The sequence below is a fragment of the Nostoc sp. genome (assembly GCF_036916575.1).
Classification (GTDB): Bacteria; Cyanobacteriota; Cyanobacteriia; order Cyanobacteriales; family Nostocaceae; genus Nostoc.
The window spans coordinates 22,310-46,239 of the sequence record NZ_JBALGC010000114.1; the positions used below are offsets into that span (position 1 = coordinate 22,310).

Consider the following 23,930-nt stretch of genomic DNA (forward strand, 5'->3'; position numbering starts at 1 on the left):
GTATAATGTATATTTCATAACCTGAGACTTTCGGAAAGTGGAATACAGGTGATTTGTAGGGGCGCACAGCTAGCTGTGCGCCCCTACTATTTAATATCAAACCTAATCTCACTAGATTGTTGAGGCTAAAATCATAGTAGTTGAGCCAATTCCAACGGCGATCGCTGTTGGAGGAGTATTGCGTTGGAATGATTTACTTCTAAACTGAATTCAGCAATTTCTAAAGCTTTTTGGTACAGTATTAATCTAGAAAATCCAGATAACGAGAAGAGGCGTTCGCCTTTGGCGTTGGCGCAGCCATCGCTAATTGCAATTGCCAGTTTATTGCTTAGAATCAAGAATGCAGTTGCTATGATCAAACGCCTGCTTGTGGTCGAGTCTCCCGGAAAAGTCAAAAAACTCAGTCAAATTCTGGGTTCAGATTGGAAAGTTCTCGCCAGTTGTGGTCACATCCGAGAACTTAGCAATGAAGGGGACGATTCCTTAGGCTTCGTCATGGACGGCAGTAATGTCCGGTGCAATTACGTGCCGCGTGACCAACGAGCAAAGGAAACAATCCAGAAGCTTAAATCTGCGGTGAGGCAGGTTGATGAAGTTGTCTTAGCAACTGACCCAGACCGGGAAGGCGAGACTATCGCTTGGCATCTCAAAGAAACGCTGGGTTTAAGGGAACCGAAACGAGTAATTTATACTGAGATTACAGCATCGGCGGTGCAGAGTGCGATCGCTAATCCCAGAAAGCTAGACCAAAATTTAATCGGTGCTGGGCTGTGTCGAGATTGCCTAGATAAGTTGGTAGGTTATAAAGGTAGTCCTTTAGTTTGGGCATTGAATAACGGCGCTAAGAGTGTTGGCAGAGTCCAAAGCGCGACTTTGCATCTGATTTGTCAGCGAGAAAACGAAATTCTGACTTTTGTACCCCAAGATTACTGGAGTGTCTGGGTAGATTATGCTGAAGGATTTCGAGCTTTTTACAAAGGTACGGTCGATTCTGCAAAAGATACAGCAGAACAAGAAACTGAAACTCATGATGATGCAAAGGTAGGTAATAGTCCAGAAACACCCGAATCTAAACGTGTTCTTTCTGAAGCAGAGGCTACACGTTTAGTTGAAGAAGCACAGCAACATCCACATCAGGTGATTCATTTTGAAGGAAAAATTGTTAATCGCCAGCCACCGCCACCATTTACAACTTCCAGCCTTCAGCAAGCTGCTGGTTCAAAGTTGAGGTTTGCTCCTGATAAAACTATGGTTGTTGCCCAAAAGCTGTATGAAGCAGGGCTAATAACATATATGCGAACAGACTCCGTAATGCTGAGTCCAGAATTTTGTGCCAGCGCCCGTAAATGGTTAGAGCAAAATGATCCGCCGAATGTACCGCCGCAAGTCGCCAAGCATCGCAGTAGCAAATCGGCTCAAGAAGCACATGAAGCGATTCGTCCCACGGATGTGTTTCGCCCCTCAGTTCAATTGCGCTCTGAACTTCCTGATGATCAGTTTAATCTGTATGTGATGATCTGGAAACGGTCAATTGCTTCTCAGTGTCGTGCTGCTCAATTGCGTAAAACTCTGGTGATTACTCAGTCTGGTTCTTTACTGTGGTCAGCGAGAGGGCAAGTGATTGAATTTTACGGTTATGCCCGCTACTGGAACAATCTCAGCAAGGATAGTGTTTTACCTTCATTACAACAGGGACAAGCATTGAAACTTGAGAATGCTGGACATGAAAAAAAGCAAACGCAGCCACCACCGCGTTATAGCGAACCAAAGTTGGTGCAATTGATGGAACGTAAAGGAATTGGTCGCCCAAGTACTTATGCTCCTACTGTTGCTACCTTAAAAAAACGAAATTATGTCGAGTTGAAAAAAGACCATCTGCAACCGACAGCGTTAGGGTTAGAAGTTGATGCATTTTTACTCAAAGCACTGCCTGATTTACTAGAGGCGGAATTCACAGCAAAAATGGAAGATGCTCTTGATGCCATTTCCGAAGGAAAAAACTCTTGGCAGCATTATTTAACTAGTTGGAATCAGAATTATTTAGTACCAGCGCTCTCCAAAGCTAAAACTGTAGTTGCGAGTTCCTCAACAGGTAAAGCTAATGTGATAAACGAGCGCAAATATGAAACTTCTAAGACTCGATGCCCTGAATGCAAAAATTTTCTTGCTAAAATTCCGAGTAGTAAGGTTAAAAAGAAATATTTCCTCAAATGCACAAAAGGCTGTGAAAATGTCGTGTTGTTTTGGAGCGACTTTAACAAAACTTGGCAGCCACCACAAACGAAAGCAGTCCAGGCTGAGAATCAACAAAAGCCTCCCATGAAGATGACGGCATATCCCTGCCCGGTATGTAAGAAAGCTCTGGAAGAGTACAGTTATATCAAAGAGGGGCAGAGTAAGACAATGTTGCGATGTTCTGACTCACAAGCTCGTAAGGATACCAAACATAAAGATGTGGCTTACTTCAGTACCCCAAAAGGGTGGTGGAGTCCTAAGTTTGGGGAGATATCAAAAACTTAATGTTATTGGATTAATGAAAAGTCCTATTAGCCAGGGAATCCAGTCTCGAAGCAACCCCATTTGCTCGTGCTTAGACCATAATATATCACTTATCCATGCAGTAAATAAATAAACTACAGTAGCGGTAATTGCTGCCAACAACCCGAAAGTTAGAGGAGAAAGACGAAATTTTTTTTAATTATTAGATATGCAACAGGATTAAATCGGTGAAGGTTTCGTTTGTACGAAATATCGTTTGTCATTCTTTCTTTAACATTTTTGAATTCTTAATCAGGACTTACGCAAGAACTCTCTGAAACTCTTATTCCTTTGTATCCTTTGCGTCCTTGGCGGTTCGTTTTATCATGATTTTGCGTAAGTCCTGTTAATTTTGAATTTTGCGTAGCGGAACTAAGTATTTATCAACACCGTTGACTGACCTTAGCGGCGAGTTCTGCGGGGTTCAGATACTCGTAATGTTCAAAGGGTTGGTGAATCCAGGGGTTGTCAGCCAAATAATCGACATAATAATCGGGTGCTATAACTGAACAGGCTTTATACCAAAGTACAGCAGTGCGAATTTCTTCAATGGGAAAATCAATATTTTGCTTGAGCCAAGGTATAGTCTGTTGGAGTGTGATCCCAGAGTCTACTAAGTCATCCACTAGGAGAATGCGCGAACCTAACTTTTCGGCAGTCATTGTCAAGTGGCGAGAGAAAATTAAATTACTTCTTTCTTGCTTACCAGTCCCACTGTAAGATGAGGTTGCTAAAATTGCCAGTGGTTGCTGGTATATACGGGAGAGAATATCTCCTACTTGTAGTCCTCCTCTGGCAAGACAGATAATCTGGTTAAATTCCCAACTGGATTCATAAATCTGAATAGCCAGTTGTTCAATTTTTTGGTGATAATCTGACCAAGAAACATAAAGGTCTGGCATAAGTCTAACGGGAGTGGTAGATAGCTAGTGTATTGAAGGCAATGTCTGTCTTGAAAAGTGACGCTCCTGCGTCGCTCTAAGCGTTGGCACAGTCTCTTGTAGAAAAGCTATGCCGTAGGCTTTACGCTGCGCTATCAGAGACGCTCGCGGACTCGCTACCGCTATGCTAACGGCGGAAGCCGCCGCTTTGACGCCAGTTGCTACCCTGTGGGAACGCTAAGAGCGAATAAGTCGGGAAACCGCAAGGGCGCACTGGCTCGACTTTTCGCTACGACAGGCTGTTTGGTGACGCAAACTTTTTATTTTAGTATGAGCGCAAGTTATTATGAACGATTCTGCCGCTAATAGCGATACCCAACGAGATCCTAAGAGTGAAAAACTCGACCTTAAAACAAAACTGGCTTACGGTGCAGGGGATTTAGGCCCAGCAATTACTGCAAATATTTCCGTCTTTTATTTGCTGTTTTTCTTTACCAATATCGCTGGTATCCCTGCGGGTTTAGCTGGCAGTATTTTGATGATTGGCAAAATCTGGGATGGGATAAATGATCCGATTATCGGGTTTTTGAGTGATAAAACGAAATCTCGTCGCTGGGGCCGTCGTCTTCCTTGGATGTTTTATGGAGCAATCCCCTTTGGAACTTTCTTTTTCTTGCAGTGGATTGTACCGCAATTTAGGGCAAATCAGAGTGATAATATTTGGCCGATGTTCTGGTATTACGTAGTGATTGGGGTGCTATCTCAGTCCTTTTACACGATTGTGAATTTGCCTTATACGGCGATGACTCCAGAACTAACTCAAGATTACGACGAACGCACCAGCCTTAATAGCTATCGTTTTACATTTTCCATTGGTGGTAGCATTCTGTCATTGATTTTAGCGCAAATCGTTTTTTCCCAAATTGCCGATCGCCAACAACGATATCTCGTTTTAGCAGCAATTTGTACTGTAATTTCGATTTTAGGATTATATTGGTGCGTTTTTGGAGTTCGCGATCGCATCCTGGCTTTTGAGTCCAAACGTATTCAAGCTGAAGAACCTGCATCTCTCTCCTTCTTGGAACAGCTAAAAATTGTCTTTAGCAACCGACCTTTTTTATTTGTTATTGGTATATATCTTTTTTCTTGGCTAGGTGTGCAGATTACAGCCAGCATTATTCCCTATTTTGTAGTCAATTGTATGGGTCTCAAAGAATCAGATGTGCCCACACTGCTGATTGCAGTGCAAGGGACTGCCCTGCTGATGCTATTTGTCTGGGAGGCGCTGAGTAAAAAAATCGGCAAAAAACTTGTTTATTTTATGGGAATGAGTTTATGGATAATAGCCGCCGCTGGACTATTTTTCTTACAGCCCGGTCAAATAGGTTTGATGTATTTGATGGCTGTGATGGCGGGTGTTGGTGTATCCACAGCTTATCTAATTCCCTGGTCAATGATTCCAGATGTGATTGAATTAGATGAACTCCAAACCGGACAACGCAGAGAAGGCATTTTTTATGGCTTCATGGTTTTGCTACAAAAATTTGGTTTAGCTTTCGGGCTGTTTTTGGTGGGAAATGCTTTGCAACTAGCCGGTTTCAAAGAATCTGTAGCCGGAAGTCCACCACCCATGCAACCGGAATCAGCACTGTTTGCTATTCGCATTGCTGTTGGCCCTATACCTACAGTTTGTTTGATTTTTGGCTTAGTTTTAACGTATTTTTACCCAATTACCCGTGAGATGCACGCCCAAATCATGCTGAAACTCAAAGAACGGCAAGAGAAGAGGGAGAGTTAGGGCAGTACCTAATTATCTTGGAAATTTGGTAAATCCAGCCAAGTCGTCAGTCACCATCTTCAAATTATTAATGAGAGTAACTTGCATTAAATAAAATTTTAGGGTAAGCTATTTTTAAATTTGTTGCAGATAATTATCAACAAACTATAGGTAGGAAAATGACAATTTCTAGAAGTCCGCTGTCGGTGGAGCAAGACCTTACCGATTCGCCTTGGTGGGCTGGTAATGCTAGACTTACCAGCTTATCAGGGAAATTACTAGGCGCTCACGTCGCTCATTCTGGTCTAATCGTTTTCTGGGCAGGAGCTATGACTTTATTTGAGCTAGCCCACTTTAATCCAGCAGAACCGATGTACACGCAAGGCTTAATTTTGTTACCTCACCTAGCTACTGAAGGTTGGGGTGTTGGCGCAAATGGTGCAGTCGTGGATACTTATCCCTACTTTGTAATTGGAGCTTTGCATCTAATTTCCTCAGCCTTTTTGGGTTTCGGAGGAATCTTTCATTCCCTACGTGGCCCGGAAAAATTAGAGGGCAAAGTTCCTTTCTTTGGCTACGACTGGTCAGACACGGGCAAAATGACCACAATCCTTGGTATACATCTGGTTTTACTGGGTTGTGGTGCATTCTTGTTAGTCGCCAAAGCAATGTACTTTGGTGGTTTGTACGACCCAAATGTTGAAAATGTCAGGGTAATTACAAATCCAACATTAAACCCAGCTGTCATTTTTGGCTATCTATTTGGCGCAATTAATAGATTCTGGATTGCTGGCGTTGACAACCTAGAAGACGTGGTTGGCGGACACATTTGGATTGGTGCGATATTGATTATTGGTGGACTTTTCCACATAGCAACTAAGCCCTTTACCTGGACGCATCCACTATTTGTTTGGTCTGGAGAAGCTTACCTTTCTTACAGTCTCGGTGCTTTGGCACTGATGGGCTTTATTGCAACTCTGTTTGTATCGGTAAACACCACTGTTTATCCTGAAGTTTTTTATGGGCCAGCGCTCGTGGTTAGGCAGAATATTGTGCCCTACTTTTCATCACCTGACCCTGACCTTGTAACTGCTCGGACTTGGTTAGCCAATGCCCACTTTTGGTTAGCTTTCTTTTTTCTCCAAGGTCATATCTGGCACGCCTTGCGGGCGCGTGGGTTCGATTTTCGCAAAGGTAGGGTGAGTCAGGAGGCAGTGATTCCTCAACCAATTAGCTAAATTCAATTTAATGCAATTAATTTGCAATTATCTGAAAGCAGAAGTTCAAAAAAATTGCTAAATATTTTCAAGGAGTACTAGAAATGACAGCAGTAATTGAAGATAGCCCATACAAGCAACAAATACCTGATGTTGGCTGGTGGGCTGGTAACTTTCGTCTCACTAATTTATCAGGAAAATTACTAGGCGCTCATGTTGCCCATTCTGCATTGATTTTGTTATGGGCTGGAGGGATGACGCTGTTTGAACTGTCACGCTTCAATCCTAATGTGCCAATGTATGAGCAAGGGTTAATCATACTGCCTCATCTAGCGACTCTCGGTTTTGGTGTCGGTGCTGGTGGGCAAGTTATTAGCATCTATCCCTACTTTGTAATCAGCGTCTTACATCTGATACCTTCAGTGATTCTGGCAGCCGGTGGTATTTACCACTCCTTGCTGGGGCCAGAGGTGTTAGAAGACAATCCTACTTGGGCTGGCTTTTTTGGCTACGAGTGGAATGATAAGGACAAGATGACAACCATCTTGGGCATTCACCTAACGCTTTTAGGTTTGGGTGCTTTGGCTTTAGTTACCAAGGCGGTGTTTTGGGGGGGACTATTTGACCCCTGGGCTGCTGGCGGTGGAGACGTAAGGGTAATCAATCATCCGACACTTAACCCATTCCGCATTTTTGGCTACCTATTTGGGGCTTGGGGTTCGGAAGGAATGGCAGCTGTTGATAACTTGGAAGATGTGGTCGGTGGTCACATCTGGGTTGGTTTGATATTAATTGGCGGTGGTATTTTCCACATCTTGACTAAGCCGTTCGCTTGGGCACGCCGAGTTTTGATTTATTCAGGAGAAGCGTATTTATCTTACAGCATTGGTGCTGTAGCATACATGGGCTTTTTGGCAGCATATTTTGCATCAGTCAATAATACTGTCTATCCTGAAGTTTTCTATGGTCCAGTTCGGGTTATAGAAACTTCTGCTGGTATAGTTTCATCTCGTGGTTGGTTGGTAACTTTCCATTTTGTCCTAGCGCTGATATTTCTGTTAGGTCACATTTGGCACGCCCTCCGCGCCCGTGCTATTGAAGCCGGATTTGATTTTAAAAATGGTGACATGGTTCAACCGCCACAGGTGAATCGCCCAAGTAATCAAGCAAGCTTAGTCAACTCTTCTGATGTGACGCTGAAGTTTCTCAAATACTTGCCAATTTACCGCCCTGGTATATCTCCACTGTGGCGGGGATTAGAAATTGGCATGGCTCATGGTTACTGGCTAGTTGGCCCGTTTGCCACATTAGGTTCATTAGGTTTATTACGCAATTCCAATCTGGGTAGCTTGGTTGGTTTATTTGCCGCAGGCAGTTTGATTGTCATCCTGACAATGGCTTTTTCACTTTATGGCACTACTACCTTTGAAAGACAGCAAGAAATGTATCCACGAGGAGCAACGGTAGCAACAGTTCCTCGTGTGCCACAGACTCTCAATTCTACTGAAAGATGGAGTCAGTTTACTGAAGGTTTTCTGATTGGTGGGATTGGTGGAGCAATTTTCGCTTATCTGTTGTTAACTAGTATTGCTTTGTTTGGTGCGATCGCTATTAACTCGATTTAGTCATGTAGAGACTAGCGCTGTCAAGGTGTAACCTTCAAGATTCAGTTTTCTCTGTGACGGGCAGTCAGCTCAAGTTGGGAAACCCCCGCATAGCGGCTGCCTTCGTCTTTGTGCCCACCGTACCCCTACGGGGAAGCAAGTTAAGCGCAGCGTCTTTATTAGGAGAAGTTCTGATGCCTGTCTTGAAAAGTGACGCTATGCACAGTCAAACTGGCGTGCGACTGGCGTACGAAGACACTAAGTAAAATAACATGGATAAATTAATGTCTAAATAGCCAGATGTCATTTGGTTAAATACAAGCCCTAGTTTATTATGCTTGGCTTAACCCCTTTTGTCTGAACTTTCACATCATACAACTATTTAGTGCTAAAATATATTTTGCTTATCTTAGTACTATTTATTGCAAGTTGAGTTACATTTACGAACTTGCGCTTTCAATTTAATATAAGGCGAATTTTTTGCAACTTTTGAGAAAGGCTCTACTTTCAAGATAACTAGCTTTTCTTCTTTTTTAAGTTTAACGATTGTTTTTCCAGATAAAGATTTTTCCTTTATTAAATTGACTTCATATTTAACAGTTACGATTGTTCCTAGTGATGGAATGACAGGAGGCTCAATACGAGGAAATTGTTTAGGATTTGATGGTTGAAGAACTAGTTTTTGTCCAACAGATAAACTACCTGAGGTTTTATTAACCATACCTATCCATATCCAGCCAGTAGGATTTACTATTTTTGTTGAATTTACAATTGGTTTAGGTGCTGAGAAAGGGATTTCTAATATATCAGGTGGTTGAGAAATGAAGCGTAGAAGTATGCCACCTAATACAAGGAAAATAACTAGTCTCACAGCGATGTTGCTAACTCTATTCCGGCGACGAGACCTTGATGGTCTAAACAAATATGAAAAGGTTGCTCTTGCCACATATATAAAAGTGTTTCCAGCAGCTTTTGCAATAAGTATCACAATTCTCCTAATCCTACGCAGAATTTTTTTAATAAGGAAGGTAGAATCGGTAAGTTCCTCGGCTACTTCTCGAATACCTATAGCAATATTTTCAAAAGCATTATCATAGGGTCTCCATTTAGTGACAGGTTTTTCACCCTTGGGTAAAACTTTGACATTGGGGAATGCAACCTTCCAAGAATTCTCGACTGGACGAAGCAGAATAGTAATAACACGAGATGTTCTAGCTTTATGCTGTTTCATAGCTTGTTTCGCCAAAACATCCCAGTGATAATCTGAAGCAGTAAATTCTGAACTAATTAGCACCAAAATTATATCGGCTGTCTTTAGATTTGTATCAATCTCACTTTCCCATTCTTTACCTGGACTGATCATGCCTTTGTGCCAATTGGTGATCACACTTTGCCGCTTCAAAATGCTGAGGTGATTCTCTAGTTTTTGCCGCATTTCTTCATCTTGAGCAGAGTCAGAGCAGCAATAAAAAACTTTGACAATCTTAGTAGCAGGCATTGACCTTAGCACCTATTAATATGGAAAATTTATTACTTTCTTTTCATAGCATTTTTTATTTAAATTTCTGATAATTTACTCAGTTATAATTATGAATTTTCAACATTTAATTTCTATAAACTTACTGCCAATTCTTTCGCTACTAACCGGATACCTTCAGCAACACTTAAAAATGCATCACTACGATTTCTCCACCTCTTAACAGGTTTAGCGTCTTTGGGCAGGGCTTGAAGCCTTCCAAACGGTGCGCTCTTCCAATCAACAGAATCGAGAATTATAGGGATAACTCTGGCTTCTTTGGTTTCATGCCGTTCCATTGCCCGTTTTACCTCGACATCCCAGCAATAATCTGAAGCGATAAAATTTGCACTTATGAGCAGCAAAATTATCTGAGATGAATCTAAGTGAGTGTCTATCTCATTCTGCCATTCTTTTCCTGCTCCAATTTTGCGATCATGCCATCCTGTAATCACTCCTTGCCGCTTTAAAAGAGTCAGGTGATTTTCTAGTTCATTACGAAGTTTTTCATCTTCATGAGCATAAGAATAAAACACTTCAATAGCTTGATGAGTTTGCACTGACATAAGTTTGTTTATGACTCAAACTTTTAAATAAACTTTAAATCTTTATCAAAGTTGTCTGCTAAAACTTGCAATTTTTACTTGAAAGCAGAAGGAATCACAAGATTGATTAAAATTTACAGAATAGTGATTTCTAATACTTTACCATGAACCCCTACTAGAGTAATAGCAGTAGTTCATCTAGTCAAACTCTTTACAAATACTATTTTCTCAGCTTCATCTACTGTGATCTGCGCCAGCCCAAACTGTTCAATAACTGCTGCATTGGTCGTCAAATGCCTACTCACCTCAGCAACCTGGTACTGACTTTCCTGTGAAGCTAAAGCAGCTGGCAATAATAACTGATCTGCTAAATGTTCATCTACTGCTGCACCGGTTTGATGAAACTCAAGCAGTTGCTGACAAGCAATCTCTGCAACTGTTTCTGCTGACAACCGCAAACGCCCGAATCCACCAAAGCCAGTCAAGCTGTTCTGATACTCAGCAGTGAGGAAAATACCCGCCCCAGGTGCAATACCTCTTTCTCGTAAGGTCTGTACAGCAACTTTTAAATGGGCTGACCGTAACAAATTTTCGGCACGATTCGCCATCCGTTGGGGAATATGGGAAGGCAATTCTGTCACCACTGCTAGTCCTCGCACCTGTTGTAACTCTCCCCGTTCCAGTAAGTTAATTCCGCCGAGTTGACTACCGCCATTCACCTGCAACTGTACCTCTCCCCCACCTTGGGGATACCAGCCCCAAGCGCCTAACTTGACTTGAGAGTGTACACCCATGCGTTGCAATATCGGCAGATAAACTTGCTCTATGTACGTCACTGTCGGGCTAAAGTTTACATGAGTTCCACCCTTTAGTGTTACCTGGGAATTACCGGATGCTAGTGCCAAAGGTAAGAGAATTGTCTGTAAAACTAGAGCGATCGCACCCGCAGAACCACCTTGTTGTGCTTTACTAACATCAAAGGTATAAATTCCAGCTTGCACAGCACTACCTGGGATGAATTCCAGTTGCATTGAACCCAAAGCATCACCGCGTAGTTGGGCATGACAAATTCTAGCCGCTGCCCGAACTGCTGTTAAGTGTTGTGCTGCTAATCCTGGGTTCTTGCGTCCAGCGCGAATACCTACAATTCGTATGGGTTTGCCAGTGATAGCCGCTAAACTTAAGGAAGTACGAAGAACTTGTCCGCCTCCCTCTCCATAGGAACCGTCAATTTCAATCATGGTCGATTTTGGGATGTTGGATTTTGGGTTATCCCCACGGCTTTTAAAGTAATTTATAATTAAGTTTTGTAACGGGGATAAAGACAAGAGCCACAAAACTTGCCGCTTGTTAGTTGCTATGCAACTTAAACCCACAGAATTAGTTAAAATCAAACCACAAATTATAAACGCCCAACAGCTAGCTTTTTGGAGGGAGGTTACACAAATATACAGAGAAAGTTCTGATATGTATTTGTGTAATTTGCTAATTTAGGCGATGTGCAACTTAAATATTCTGTCCAAAGCCGCCAACTTCACCCCAGCCTCTACCCGCGCTATCCCCCGGCTTCACCTAAAGAATCTCTTGCATCCGCTTCATATCTAAAATTACGCTACCGTGCAGCGGTACGCATTGTCCATTAATTTTCTTCTTTGACAGCACTTTCATGCCACTTACTTAATATAAAGTCAGATAAAGCACTCAAGCTCACAAAAATTAGTACACCCAATCCGGTTGTGAGAAATAATGCTGCAAACATCCGAGGAATTTGTAAGTTGTAGCTGGAGATTAAAATCCTGTAAGCAATTCCAGATTTTGCCCCACCAGTACCCGCGACAAACTCGGCTACGACTGCACCAATTAATGCTAAACCACCGCTAATTTTTAAACCACCTAAGAAATAGGGCATGGCGCTGGGTAAACGGAGATACAGCAGTGTTTGCCAGCGAGAAGCTTTGTAAAGCTGAAATAGGTTGAGCAAGTTTCGGTCAACGCTGTTGAGTCCTAATGTCGTGTTGGATACGATAGGGAAGAAGGCGATTATCCAGGCACAAACTACTAAGGCGGCGAAGGTGTTATTTTTTAGCCAGAGGATGATTAAGGGTGCGATCGCAACTATTGGAGTTGTTTGTAAAATTACTGCATAGGGAAATAAACTGCGTTCAATCCATTTACTTTGGGTGAACAAAATCGCTATTAGCAAACCAGAAATTGCCGCAGCAATAAAAGCAATAACTGTGATTTGCAGTGTAATTAATAGTGATGGAAAAAGCTCGTTCCAGTCAGTAATTAAGGTTTTAAATACTAATAAAGGGCCAGGGAGGATATAAGGAGGTAGATGTGTTATCCGCACAAATATATCCCATAACACTAATGCTAGAATGCCAACTATCATCGGTGCCCAAACATCAGCAGATATAAACTTACTCAGTGTTTTTTGTGATTGGGTGCGACGGACAAATAGCATATAAATTTAAAATTTTAAGTTTGAGCAAAGCTACTAAGGCTCATAGCTTGGGCTAAATGCTGAGAAATTTCACGGCAATATTGGTTATACAGCAATGATGTCCGAAAGTCATCGCCACGGGGATAGGGAACATCAATTTTTACATCTGCTACAATTCGTCCGGGACTTGTCCCCATGACTAGCACCCTATTTGATAAGTACACTGCTTCATAAATATTGTGGGTAACAAAAACCACTGTCCAGCAGTGTTGAAGCCACAAATCAAGTAAATCACCATTGAGTTTGCTACGAGTAATTTCATCTAATGCCCCAAATGGTTCATCCATCAACAGTACATTTGGCTGAGTAACTAATGCCCTAGCAATTGATACCCGCATCTTCATCCCACCTGATAACTGACGGGGATAGTTCTCCTCAAAACCCTCTAATCCTAACAGTTCTAATGTCTGCTGTACCAATGCTTGACTATCTTTTTTGGGCATTCTCGCCAACTTTAGCGGTAGGCGTATATTCTCCCTGACGTTTGCCCAAGGCATGAGTGCGGCATCTTGGAAGACAAAAGCCAGCTTTCTTGCTTGCTGAGTTCTACCCCAATCAATACTACCAGAACTTATGCGCCCCAATCCGGCAATCAGTCGCAGAACTGTACTTTTACCGCACCCTGAGGAACCAACCAAACTGACAAATTGCGACTCTGGAATTACTAAATTCAAGTCTTGTAGGGCAATAGTGCCATTGGTGTAGACCTTGCCAATCTGATTGAGTGTGATAATGGGACGGTTACTCATTCATTCTGTAGATTAAAATTTGACTGTATCAGACAATATGCAAAAGATGTTTGATGGTTATCCTAATTTTTAGTTTAAACTCAAAGCCCATTCGTGACAGGTTAAGGCAAAATTAGTTTTGTCAATAGTAGTTACGCGACAAATTATGGTAATAACTAGGTATCAAATTCAATATTGTACGGGCTTCATCGGGTAAGAAGGGGAAGCAAGCTACGTGTAGCGTCTCGTAGACAAGGGGCCTTAAACCCTTGAATTTATGATAAAAAAGAGCCAGAGAACTAATTCTATGGCTCAAAGCTGGAGACAAAAAAATCATCAAATAAAGGCTAACTTGGGTAAGAACCTAAATTCTTCCCAGGTTATGCAGCCCTAAGATAGTGCCCACTCCTAAGATATGACCAAAGGCGGTAGTTGCTAAAAGGGCTGGTAAACCAAAACCACCAAAGAAATTAGCTGAGGGTAGTGCTGGTTCTGCGTTGGGATACTTGATGGTAGATTTGCCAAAGGCAATGGCAACGATATTAGCAAGAATCATAATCAGTCCAACTATAGGACTCCATTGCAGAGGTGTGGTTGCAGCAGCGAGTAAGGTTGAAGTAAACACCTGATTTGCTCCTGAAATTTATTAATGATTGAAAATATAATCTGAGACTTTCCAAAGCAAATTTCAGAAAGTACTCAATTTTGCATCAATATTTAACAGTTATTCTTACTACTTAATACAATGTGAGTTTAACGCTGTGAGTTGACTATGATAAATAGTTTGAACTTCAATATAAGAAGTAAACATTTTTTAGTTTTAAATTATACCGAATTATCAAATGTCAAGGAGAATTAATCGGGGTTGATCTATACGCAAGGAATGTTAGTACTAATTAAGTAAAAAATGTCACATTAAATATTCTCAATAAACTCTTTGGCGATCGCAACCTTAGTTATAAAGTATACTATATTAACACCAAAATAACGCTTTATATTTAATAGGCTGGTCAATCTTTTAGCTGGGCTGGTTGCTTACACTTATTAGTACAGCAGGCGCGTAATCCAGCTACCATCTCAATTAACTAAACAATTGATTAAGCCCCTTGTTAAAGGTAGACAAACTTCTGCCAGAGTGTACTAGGAATCCCCAGAGAGTTACTCAGCGCGAATAGTGCCTTGATTTTGAATTAGAGCTTTGCTTTTTGGATAGCTTGCAACTCCAAACTCCAAACTCCTACTGTAACTCCGTCGAACTCATGTTAATGCATCTATCTAGAGAATTTTCCTTATACAACAAAACAATATAATTTTCACCTATCAAAAGTATTAGATAAACCTCTGGCAATTTCTTGTATGTCAAAGAAATTAAATACAAATGTATACTTCTGGCAGAAGATGTAAAAAAATATTAGACATACTAAATTAAAATCAATATTAATCAAAGTTCCTAAACAATTCAGGAAAGTGTGTTATACACGGACTTGGAATAGCCGAAAACTTTGTTAAAATCAGCACTACACAAACTATGAACTCTACCACCGAAAAACGTATTGCCTTGATTTCCGTCCACGGAGACCCGGCGATTGAAATAGGGAAAGAAGAAGCTGGAGGACAAAATGTTTATGTGCGTAACGTGGGTGAAGCACTAGCGCAGCTTGGATGGCAAGTTGATATGTTTACCCGCAAAGTGAGTCTGGAGCAAGACTCGATTGTTGAACACAGCGACAATTGTCGAACTATTCGTTTAAAAGCTGGTTCACTTGAGTTTGTGCCGCGAGATGAAATTTTTGAATATTTGCCAGAATTTGTGGAAAATTTCCTCAAATTTCAAGTAAAAAATGAGATTACATACCAGTTAGTTCACACTAACTATTGGCACTCTAGTTGGGTGGGGATGAAGTTAAATAAAATCCAAAATAGTAAACAGGTTCACACCTACCACTCCTTAGGAGCAATCAAGTATAACACTATAGAAAATATTCCTCTGATTGCTAGTAAGCGATTAGAAGTGGAAAAACAAGTTTTGGAAATAGCAGATCGAATTGTGGCGACAAGTCCGCAAGAGAAGGAACATATGCGATCGCTAGTTTCCACTAAAGGCAATATCGACATCATTCCCTGCGGTACAGATATTCAGCGGTTTGGTTCAATTGCACGAGAAGCAGCTAGAGATAAATTGGGTATTGAAAAAGAAGCGAAAGTTGTATTATATGTAGGGCGTTTTGACCAACGCAAAGGTATAGAAACCTTGGTGCGTGCAGTAAATAAGTCTGGGCTACGGGATTCCAACAATCTTCAGCTAATTATTGGTGGTGGTAGTACTCCAGGTAACAGCGACGGAATTGAGCGCGATCGCATTGAGCAAATCGTCAACGAATTGGGGATGAGCGACTTTACCACTTTTACTGGTTGTCTCAGTCAAGATATTTTACCAACTTATTATGCAGCTGCCGATGTTTGCGTTGTTCCTAGTCACTACGAACCCTTTGGACTCGTGGCGATCGAAGCGATGGCAAGTGGTACACCAGTCGTAGCAAGTGATGTCGGCGGACTTCAGTTTACAGTGGTTAATGAAGAAACTGGTTTATTGGCACCAGCACAGGATGTAGATGCTTTTGCAGTTGCAATTGACCGAATTCTCTTCAATCCAGAGTGGCGAGACGAATTGGGTAAAGCTGGTAGAAAACGCGTTGAAACTAAGTTCAGTTGGCATGGCGTCGCAACTCAGCTAAGTGCACTTTACACCGAACTGTTGCAGCCACAACCAGTAGCGTCAATAGCAAAAGAATTAGTCCACTCAACAGCTGAATTAGTGCAGTCAACAGCAAAAGAACTAGTGCACTCAACAGCCGAATTAGTGCAGTCAACAGTAAAACAGCCAGCTTTGGTTACTAAATAATTCTCTTGCCTAACAGATAATGGTGAGTGGGTAACTCGGAAGTAAGCAAGAATTTTCTTTTCCTAGTCTTCAGTCACCATTACTCAATCATTTATTCTAAATATTTCTCTAGGCTGAGTGATTTTCACTATTGGTTTAATTAGTGGCAATCACTTACTTTATTTATTTGTATATAAGTATGTTGACAAATTTGCCTTTATAACAGTTCTTAATAGCAGTTAGAAATTTACCAAGACTTCCGACGAATTGATGGCGTTAGTAATCATAAGTTATCCCTTTGTGATATAAACTTATAACTTACGCTCTGGACTGGTACAGCACCTATACAATCCAATCTTACTTCTCAAATTAAAGCAGTTACAACTATTGATAGTACTTTGGGTTTAACTTGGCAGCTATCGCTTCAGCTAGCAAAACTAGATACTAAAAGCAACCTGTATAAAAAAGTAACTTATTACTTAAGCGCAAAAGTTTATTTTATAATAGATTTGTGCGTTTTTTTATTCGCAGCTATCACCAAAGCAAGTAACCGCTATGATAGTTGAGGTCTCTTATGCTTTGACTAAACGAAAAAAAAGTATAGCGATCACTACCATTTGAATGTTAACAACTAATCGCTTTGCAACCAGTTGACTTTACCACTCTCACAGCTGCTTGTAGCGAAATCCGCGCTAACTGGCTACCATCACGCTTAGAACAGGTTTACCAGCGCGATCGCTACACTATTGCTATGGCATTACGCACCCTCAAACAGCGAGATTGGCTAGAGGTTTCCTGGCATCCCCAAGCTGCACATATTTGTATCGGCGATTCACCACCGCGAGTACCAGATACCTTTACCTTTAGCCAACAACTGATACACCAATTAGGCGGTTTGGCATTGGTGGCTATTGAAGCGATCGCCCCTTGGGAGCGGGTTATTGATCTGCAATTTGCCCGTCGTCCTGGAGAAAGCGCCTTATATCATGTCTATGCAGAAATTATAGGCAAGTATAGCAATGTGATTCTCACCGACGACAGCAATATAATTATCACCGCCGCCCATCAAGTCAGTCAGCAGCAATCTAGTGTTCGTCCCATCCAAACCGGACAATCTTATGAAACACCACCGAAACTGACTGGAACTGTCCCCAGTTTGAGCGAATCCCAACAACGTTGGCAAGAACGGGTAAGTTTAGTGCCAGGAGCAATCAAGCGGCAATTGCTGAAAAGTTATAGTGGCTTGAGTGCAGCGCTACTAGAGTCAATGCTGCTAGAAGCAAATATCGCACCAGAAACATCCACCGATAGCCTCAACCCCGACGATTGGCAACGCCTGTTTGAGCGTTGGCAAGAATGGCTGCAAGCTTTGGATTCCAGGAAGTTTCAACCAGCTTGGACAAAAGATGGCTACACTGTAATGGGTTGGGGTGGAGTTGAAAACGTCAAAGATATCCAGGAGTTACTCAACCGCTACTACAGTAACCAGATCAATCAACAATTATTTTCTCAATTACGCCATCAGTTGAGTCAGAAATTGAATAATATTCTGGCGAAATTACGGAATAAAGCTCAAACCTTTAAGACGCGCTTGCAGCAATCAGATCAAGCCGATGAGTATCGACAAAAAGCTGATTTATTGATGGCTCACTTGCAAAACTGGGAACCAGGGATGAAGGAAATTATCCTTTCTGATTTTGATACAAGTTTGCCAGTAGCGATCGCTCTCCAACCAGATAAAAATGCTGTCCAAAATGCCCAAAGTCTTTACAAACAGCACCAAAAGCTCAAACGCGCTCGTTCTGCTGTCGAACCGCTACTGTTGTCAGTGCAGACAGAAATTGAGTATTTAGAGCAAGTAGAAGCTGCGATCAGCCAGATAGACACCTACCAAACAGCAGAAGATTTGCGAACTTTAGAAGAAATCCGCGAAGAGTTGATTGGACAAAAGTATCTAGAAGATCCAGAATACCGCAGCCGCAGTGCCAATGAAGTCCCCAGCACCAACTTTCATCGTTACCTTACCCCTAGCGGCTTTGAAGTATTAATCGGTCGCAACAATCGCCAGAATGACCAATTGACCTTTCGTGTAGCTGGAGATTATGACCTATGGTTTCACGCTCAAGAAATTCCAGGGAGCCATGTGTTACTACGTCTAGAACCGGGTGCTGTTGCAGAAGAAGCTGATTTACAATTTGTAGCTAATCTTGCTGCCTACTACAGTCGTGCCCGTCAGAGTGAGCAAGTGCCAGTAGTTTACACTCAGCTAAAATACGTCTACAAACCCAAAGGAGCAAAACCGGGAATTGCAATTTATAAGCAGGAAAGCATCCTTTGGGGAAAACCACAAATAGTCATTAGTCACTTGTACTGAGCGAACGCAAGAGTGTCTCTAAGAGTTGCCTTAAAGCCTGCGGCATAGCTACGCTTAGGGCGCAACCCAAGGTAAAGAAGTATTAGTCATTGGGCATTGGTTATTTCCCCTCTGCTCCCTCTGTCCCTCATCTTCCTCACCTCCCCCATCTATCCCCAATACGCTTGGGTTAAGAATTTCTTCCTTCTCTTTGCGTCCTTTGCGTCCTTGGCGGTTCGTTAAAAAAATTGACTTGAAGAAAGAGTTTTAGCCTTAACCCAAGCGTATTGATCTATACCCTGCGATCTGCTGAATTCTCCTGATAGATAGAGGCTTTTAAGCTTTGTTCATATCTTTTTTTGATGAATATTCCGGAAAAATCTGTGTTGGCTGTTACAATATTGTTAAGAAAAGTTGCCCGTTGCATTTTGGGAACACGCAATTGGGTTTTAACTCTCTTGAGAAGACAACGCAAAAAAGATATTCCAGACCAGCTGTGGGAGGCTGGTCTTTTTGTTTTTAAAATGCTTATCCCATAACTTACTATAAATATCAATACCTTTCCCAAAAACATTGGAAATCTTTAATATTGTGAGTGGTAATAATTTGAGCATTAGCAGCAACTGCTAATTCAATATTACAAATTACGCGCAACGCTACTAGCCTTCAACTTAGGATAAGCAATCCGTTTGTGATGAAACTGCTCCCAAACATCCACAAATATCTGGGCAATTTGTGACATCTCTTCCCGTGTTAGTCCTGAATCTACGAGTTGATTGTCTTGCCATTTGGCACGAAGGATATTATTCAACATTGTTAAAGCTTGTTCGCTGGAGACATCTTTGAGCGATCGCTTCTCTCCCAGATGCTTTGCTGATGTAGGTGCTTGCAGCGATCGCAGCGCCGCTTCGCAAGAATCTGCTAACATTACAATTCCTGTTTCCCGTGATTGAGGAATTGGGCCATCGTAGCGAAAATCTGCGTCGTCTACTGCTAAACTTGGATCTTCCTGAGCCATTTGCTGGGCTTGATGATGGAAATAAGCAATCAGCATGGTTCCCTGATGCTCTGGAATAAAAGCTTGAATCGCTGTAGGCAAAAGGTGTTTACGCGCCATCACCAACCCTTCAGTTACGTGCTTTTTGATAATTTCTGCACTCTTCCAAGGGTTTTTAATCTCTGTATCATGTTTATTCGGCCCCCCCATTTGATTTTCAATAAAGCCAAGCGGGTCGTGCATCTTGCCAATATCGTGATATAATGTTCCAGCCCTGACTAGTTCAACGTTGCATCCTAATTCTTTGGCAGCAGCTTCAGCAAGGGTAGCTACAAGCAGGGTATGTTGAAAAGTTCCAGGAGTTTCAGTAGCGAGTCGTTTTAATAAAGGGCGGTTAGGGTTTGCCAGTTCCGCTAAACGGATTGGAGTAACTAAATCAAAAACTTTTTCTAAATAAGGACTCAAGCCTAAGGCGACAATACTCCAGCCTAAGCCTGATAAAGCAAACAATCCGGCTTCTCGGAGGACGATATACCAGGTTGAACCAAATGCTTGACCAATTAAGATTTTAACAACCAGATAAATGCCTCCTTGAGTTAAGGCGATCGCAACACCCAATAATGCCAATTCTTCACGCGATCGCAATCGTTGTGCTATGTAACTACCTAATATTCCTCCTGCTACGCCAGCCAAAAGCGCAGCCTTGCTCATCTCCAAGCTAATTCCTAATATCGGCAACAGCAATCCGACAACTGTCAACCCTAAGGTGGGACCGTAGAAGCTTCCCAACAATAAACCAAGGGCACTCCAGGTAGTATAAGGCAATTCCATTGCAATTACTCCTGGCACACTCAGAGTCAGCAATAACACCAATAGGCGATCACGTTGCCGCAATTCATAATTGATATGCCGTTCTACCCAGACAAAAATGCCAATAGCGATCGCAATAACGCCTCCTAACTTTACCAACCCCTGCCATTTCACGTCCCGCCGAATTAGGTGATAATGCTCCAACACCTCAAAGTTCCATGCAGTAATCTGCTGTCCTTTTTTGACAATCACCTCACCATGCCGTATTTTCACAATCACGGGTGGCACACCAGCAGCAGCCTTTTGAGCGTTTTGTCTGGTTTGTTCTTCATCTTTTTGCAGATTCGGCTTGAGTACAGCTAACAACAGGTTTTTTGCCAAAGTTTCGGCGTTTTCTGGTACAAAGGTTTGCAATTGTAAACTCACCGCATCCTCTAAGATATTTTTTGGCAGTCCCTGTGGGATACCTTGGGTGAGAATTCGCTCTGTACTCTGATGGATTCCCATTTGTGTTTTTTCCCACTCCACATTTGACAAATCCAAAAGGAGAGATTCCTGGTATATTGCTTTTGAGCTAACAGTCTCTAACTTTAAAAGTTTGGCAGTGGCTTGGGTGTATCTTTGGCGTACTTGATAAATTTGGGCAATCAGTAAGGACAAGTTTTTCTCAGAAGTTGTGACGCGGTAAGATTCTAGTTCTGCTACTGCTTGAGTAAAGTCAGTGTTTTGAGAAAAATCAACTGGCTCTGTCTTCTGTGGTTTTACCTGTGAACTTTGAGAATCAGATTTGGCTAGTGTTATGGGCGGTTGGCGTTCCTGATTGGGTGCAGCTATAGATGATGAACGGGATGAGGCGGCGGTTTGTCCTGTTCCTTTTTTGTGCTGATTTTTACTATTTTCTATAGCTACTAGCAGTGCTTGCCATTCCAAGTCAGGACAAGAACGCAGGTAACGCTGGGTAGAGATGGACAAAACTACAGGAGCAAAAAAAGGAAAAGCTCCAGCAACGCTGCGAATTTCGTTGCCATGATCCAGAAGTTGTTGCAAATTTTCCTTGATTTGTTGGTTCATTCGCGTATCAACCATCAACATTTGTAAGGAGCTTTTACTGACAACTTTGCGCTCGGCTTCTGTTTTTTTGTGATCTTCGATGCTAGCTGTGTAAGGCGCTGTAATCGTCTGGGGCGCGAGATTTCCTACTTGGATTTGGGTTTGGTTGTATAATTTATATCCAATAATGCCTGTGAGTGACACTACAGCGATCGCCAAAATCACCGAGGAACGCTGTTCATGTACCCAGTCTAAACCAACTGCAAAAACACTACTTTTTGTTTTGACCGATTTTGCCTTTGACTTGAGCGCTCTTTCTTGTTTTCGGCGATGCCTACGGCTGGCTATACCTACGCTTTTATCATTGGTTTTTGATAAAAACAGAAGTACATTCTTGAGCATAGTCCTTAGAAGTTCCCTTCTATGGCTTTTACCTTTGGGACTTCTGATTAACTTTCCCTTACGGCGTAAAGCTTTGTACTGTCGCCGCCAGTAAGTCAATTGCTGGGTCAAGAACTGCAAAAATTGCTGCATTTTCATTATCTCTGCCTGTAATTGCCGACTTTGATAGCTCAAAAAAAGACAATCATCAGGGAAGTTTGCTCTGCGGCTGCTGCAACTACGGTGGCGGGGGCTTTTTTGTTGCCAATTTGCCCAATAGTTACCTACAGAATCAGTCTGTCCGAGGGTTAGCGGAAAAATTCTAATATATAAAACTAGTACAGCTTGGCGGAAGTTTACCTAAGTAAGTGGGTGTGAATAATTAAAGGTTTGTAGTAAGCAGCTCCAGCCCTATTTTAAGGGCTGAAGCTCTTACTATAAGCTAATTTAATTAATTTTACATTGCGTAATATAGTTTGATTTATTCTTGTCCACTTACTTACCTTTAACCAGTTGCTCAGAGCAACTTGTGTTGTTTGAAATGGTAGCTGGATTTTTGCCAAGCTGTACTAGTAAGTTTTTTAGTTTTTGGCTAGATTATGTAGTCTTCAGCGTTTGGCATCCGCACCGTTATTCGGTGAAAATAGGATTAACGTGACCGAATAACGCGAGGAGCGGCATAAACTGAAAGCAAAGCCACCTCACATCCCTCCTTTGTTAACTCCCTTGGATTTGGGGCAACATCATACACTCCTGACCACACTGCTACAAATGCATCGGTTAATTTTAACATTTGAGAAAAACTAGTTAGTCCCCATACTGGAGAATTGCTCTGCAAGAGCAAGACTTGCCAATTTACGGGAATTCCACCTGTACCGTTATATGCTCCTGATAAAGCACCAGTAATTGCACCTGTAGCCTGTGAGCTTAGAGGCGTAGCATCTTCCACTTTAGAATTGCCATTGTGAGTAGCCCGCAAAACTGCAAGGCGAAAGTCTTCCAAGGTACTCAAAAAGCAGTAAAATGCTGTAGCAATAGTGTTACTGAGTTTTTCTTCTCTAGCAAACTCAGCTTGCGCCCTTGACAATCCAGCCCCTTGCTCTAATAAATTCTGGACTTTTAATAAATTTTTTGGTATTGATGTCGGTGTTTCTCCGAGAAAAGAAATTGTTTGCGGGATGAGGGTTAGGGGGTCGAGTTTTTCAGTTAGGGCAAGAGATATCGCATATCCTACTGCTAGTATTCCATCCCGTACTACTGGGTCATCCTCCCAGATTTTTAGCATATGCAGCAAGTTTTGTCGGAGCTTAATTGGATTTTCGTGAAAAAAAAGTGCTACTGGTAGTGTGGAAATAATTATTTTTATCGATATGTCATCAGTTGCTGCTAAATGAAGAGATTCTTGTTGCTGACGGCTTATCCAATCATCTAAATCTAATCTACCCAACGCAATCAAACTCTGGGTACTCAAAACCGCCATTCTGCCCAAATCTGGGTAACTCTGAAACTGTTTTTCACCACCAGAAGCTAAACTTTCCCCCAGGAATGCTCCGAGTAAAGTACCTTTAAACCGACTTATAGGAGAGTAACGCATGAATTATATAGTTAGAAAGTGAGGAGTCAGGAGTGAGGAGTTAATTAAAGATTGCTAATTCCTAACTTTACTACCAACTTCTAACTCCTAACTCTAACTCCTAACTCCCAACTCTTAAATGATTTACTAATGCTTGTAAGCCCAACAAGTAACTTTGGACGCCAAAACCACTTATTTGCCCAATCGCTACTGGAGCAATGTACGAATGATGGCGAAAATCTTCCCGGCGGTAAATATTACTCAAATGTACTTCTACTGTGGGCAAGTTAACAGCAGCGATCGCATCTTGCAATGCCACACTTGTGTGAGTATATGCGCCTGCATTAATCAAAATTCCCTGATATACTCCTAATGCGCCATGAATAGTATCTACCAAAATTCCTTCATGATTTGACTGCAAAGGAAAAACTTTCGCCTGTAATTTGAATCCCTCTTCTTCTAACAGGCGGTTAATTTCAGCTAGTGTCAACGAACCATAAATTCCTGGTTCTCGCTGTCCTAGCAAATTTAAGTTTGGCCCATGCAGTGCCAGAATGCTTAAGGGTTGCAACG

17 protein-coding genes and 1 pseudogene are annotated in these 23,930 nt (G+C 41.9%); 7 read left to right on the top strand and 11 right to left on the bottom strand.

All coding sequences use genetic code 11. The features are described from left to right. Positions 1 to 131 precede the first annotated feature (131 nt). Positions 132 to 338: a hypothetical protein gene (locus V7L29_RS25380; RefSeq protein WP_334737167.1), complete on the bottom strand. Its 207-nt coding sequence runs from the start codon at positions 336 to 338 to the stop codon at positions 132 to 134. Positions 339 to 351: 13 nt separating this feature from the next. Here V7L29_RS25380 and topA point away from each other — a divergent pair, with 13 nt between their 5' ends. Then, positions 352 to 2,520, top strand: a complete 2,169-nt coding sequence (topA, locus tag V7L29_RS25385) for a type I DNA topoisomerase (RefSeq protein ID WP_334737168.1) — start codon at positions 352 to 354, stop codon at positions 2,518 to 2,520. Positions 2,521 to 2,921: 401 nt separating this feature from the next. Here the strand turns inward: topA and V7L29_RS25390 are convergent, their stop codons facing one another. Next, positions 2,922 to 3,440 carry a phosphoribosyltransferase gene (locus V7L29_RS25390; protein WP_334693425.1) on the bottom strand — a complete coding sequence of 173 codons (519 nt, stop codon included), beginning with the start codon at positions 3,438 to 3,440 and terminating at the stop codon, positions 2,922 to 2,924. Between the two features lie 325 nt (positions 3,441 to 3,765). On the opposite strand from V7L29_RS25390, the gene V7L29_RS25395 reads away from it, so the two are divergent. The 4 genes from V7L29_RS25395 to V7L29_RS25410 all read left to right on the top strand — a co-directional run bounded on the left by V7L29_RS25395 (position 3,766) and on the right by V7L29_RS25410 (position 8,283). Further along, positions 3,766 to 5,217: an MFS transporter gene (locus tag V7L29_RS25395; protein ID WP_334737169.1), complete on the top strand. Its 1,452-nt coding sequence runs from the start codon at positions 3,766 to 3,768 to the stop codon at positions 5,215 to 5,217. Between the two features lie 158 nt (positions 5,218 to 5,375). Further along, entirely contained in the window at positions 5,376 to 6,434 is a 1,059-nt protein-coding gene (locus V7L29_RS25400) for a chlorophyll a/b binding light-harvesting protein (protein WP_334693423.1), read from the top strand. A gap of 83 nt (positions 6,435 to 6,517) precedes the next feature. Continuing rightward, the gene (locus V7L29_RS25405) at positions 6,518 to 8,038 is read left to right on the top strand and encodes a chlorophyll a/b binding light-harvesting protein (RefSeq protein ID WP_334737170.1); all 1,521 of its coding nucleotides are present in this window, start codon (positions 6,518 to 6,520) and stop codon (positions 8,036 to 8,038) included. Positions 8,039 to 8,091: 53 nt separating this feature from the next. Beyond that, positions 8,092 to 8,283, top strand: a complete 192-nt coding sequence (locus V7L29_RS25410) for a hypothetical protein (protein ID WP_334737171.1) — start codon at positions 8,092 to 8,094, stop codon at positions 8,281 to 8,283. Positions 8,284 to 8,432: 149 nt separating this feature from the next. Here the strand turns inward: V7L29_RS25410 and V7L29_RS25415 are convergent, their stop codons facing one another. From V7L29_RS25415 to psaK, 6 genes are all read right to left on the bottom strand, one after another. After that, entirely contained in the window at positions 8,433 to 9,515 is a 1,083-nt protein-coding gene (locus V7L29_RS25415; protein ID WP_334737172.1) for a TIR domain-containing protein, read from the bottom strand. Positions 9,516 to 9,628: 113 nt separating this feature from the next. Continuing rightward, positions 9,629 to 10,099, bottom strand: a complete 471-nt coding sequence (locus V7L29_RS25420; RefSeq protein WP_334737173.1) for a toll/interleukin-1 receptor domain-containing protein — start codon at positions 10,097 to 10,099, stop codon at positions 9,629 to 9,631. A gap of 173 nt (positions 10,100 to 10,272) precedes the next feature. Beyond that, a complete protein-coding gene (rtcA, locus tag V7L29_RS25425) occupies positions 10,273 to 11,319 on the bottom strand; it encodes an RNA 3'-terminal phosphate cyclase (protein WP_334737174.1) in 1,047 nt (348 codons plus the stop codon). Between the two features lie 398 nt (positions 11,320 to 11,717). Continuing rightward, positions 11,718 to 12,545 carry an ABC transporter permease gene (locus V7L29_RS25430; protein ID WP_334693418.1) on the bottom strand — a complete coding sequence of 276 codons (828 nt, stop codon included), beginning with the start codon at positions 12,543 to 12,545 and terminating at the stop codon, positions 11,718 to 11,720. A 14-nt stretch (positions 12,546 to 12,559) separates the two neighbouring features. Then, a complete protein-coding gene (locus V7L29_RS25435) occupies positions 12,560 to 13,333 on the bottom strand; it encodes an ABC transporter ATP-binding protein (RefSeq protein ID WP_334737175.1) in 774 nt (257 codons plus the stop codon). Positions 13,334 to 13,676: 343 nt separating this feature from the next. Beyond that, positions 13,677 to 13,937 carry a photosystem I reaction center subunit PsaK gene (psaK, locus tag V7L29_RS25440; protein ID WP_334693416.1) on the bottom strand — a complete coding sequence of 87 codons (261 nt, stop codon included), beginning with the start codon at positions 13,935 to 13,937 and terminating at the stop codon, positions 13,677 to 13,679. A gap of 903 nt (positions 13,938 to 14,840) precedes the next feature. Between psaK and V7L29_RS25445 the strand changes: the two are divergent. Then, positions 14,841 to 16,076, top strand: a pseudogene (locus tag V7L29_RS25445) (glycosyltransferase family 4 protein); the annotation flags it as partial. A 757-nt stretch (positions 16,077 to 16,833) separates the two neighbouring features. Next, positions 16,834 to 18,567: an Rqc2 family fibronectin-binding protein gene (locus V7L29_RS25450; protein WP_334737176.1), complete on the top strand. Its 1,734-nt coding sequence runs from the start codon at positions 16,834 to 16,836 to the stop codon at positions 18,565 to 18,567. 616 nt (positions 18,568 to 19,183) lie between these two features. Here V7L29_RS25450 and V7L29_RS25455 read toward each other — a convergent pair. The 3 genes from V7L29_RS25455 to aroQ all read right to left on the bottom strand — a co-directional run bounded on the left by V7L29_RS25455 (position 19,184) and on the right by aroQ (position 23,928). Then, the gene (locus tag V7L29_RS25455) at positions 19,184 to 21,943 is read right to left on the bottom strand and encodes an HD family phosphohydrolase (RefSeq protein WP_334737177.1); all 2,760 of its coding nucleotides are present in this window, start codon (positions 21,941 to 21,943) and stop codon (positions 19,184 to 19,186) included. 490 nt (positions 21,944 to 22,433) lie between these two features. After that, complete coding sequence (locus V7L29_RS25460) at positions 22,434 to 23,378, bottom strand: ADP-ribosylglycohydrolase family protein (protein WP_334693412.1); 945 nt, start codon at positions 23,376 to 23,378, stop codon at positions 22,434 to 22,436. A gap of 100 nt (positions 23,379 to 23,478) precedes the next feature. Further along, positions 23,479 to 23,928: a type II 3-dehydroquinate dehydratase gene (aroQ, locus tag V7L29_RS25465; protein ID WP_334737183.1), complete on the bottom strand. Its 450-nt coding sequence runs from the start codon at positions 23,926 to 23,928 to the stop codon at positions 23,479 to 23,481. Positions 23,929 to 23,930: the final 2 nt, after the last annotated feature.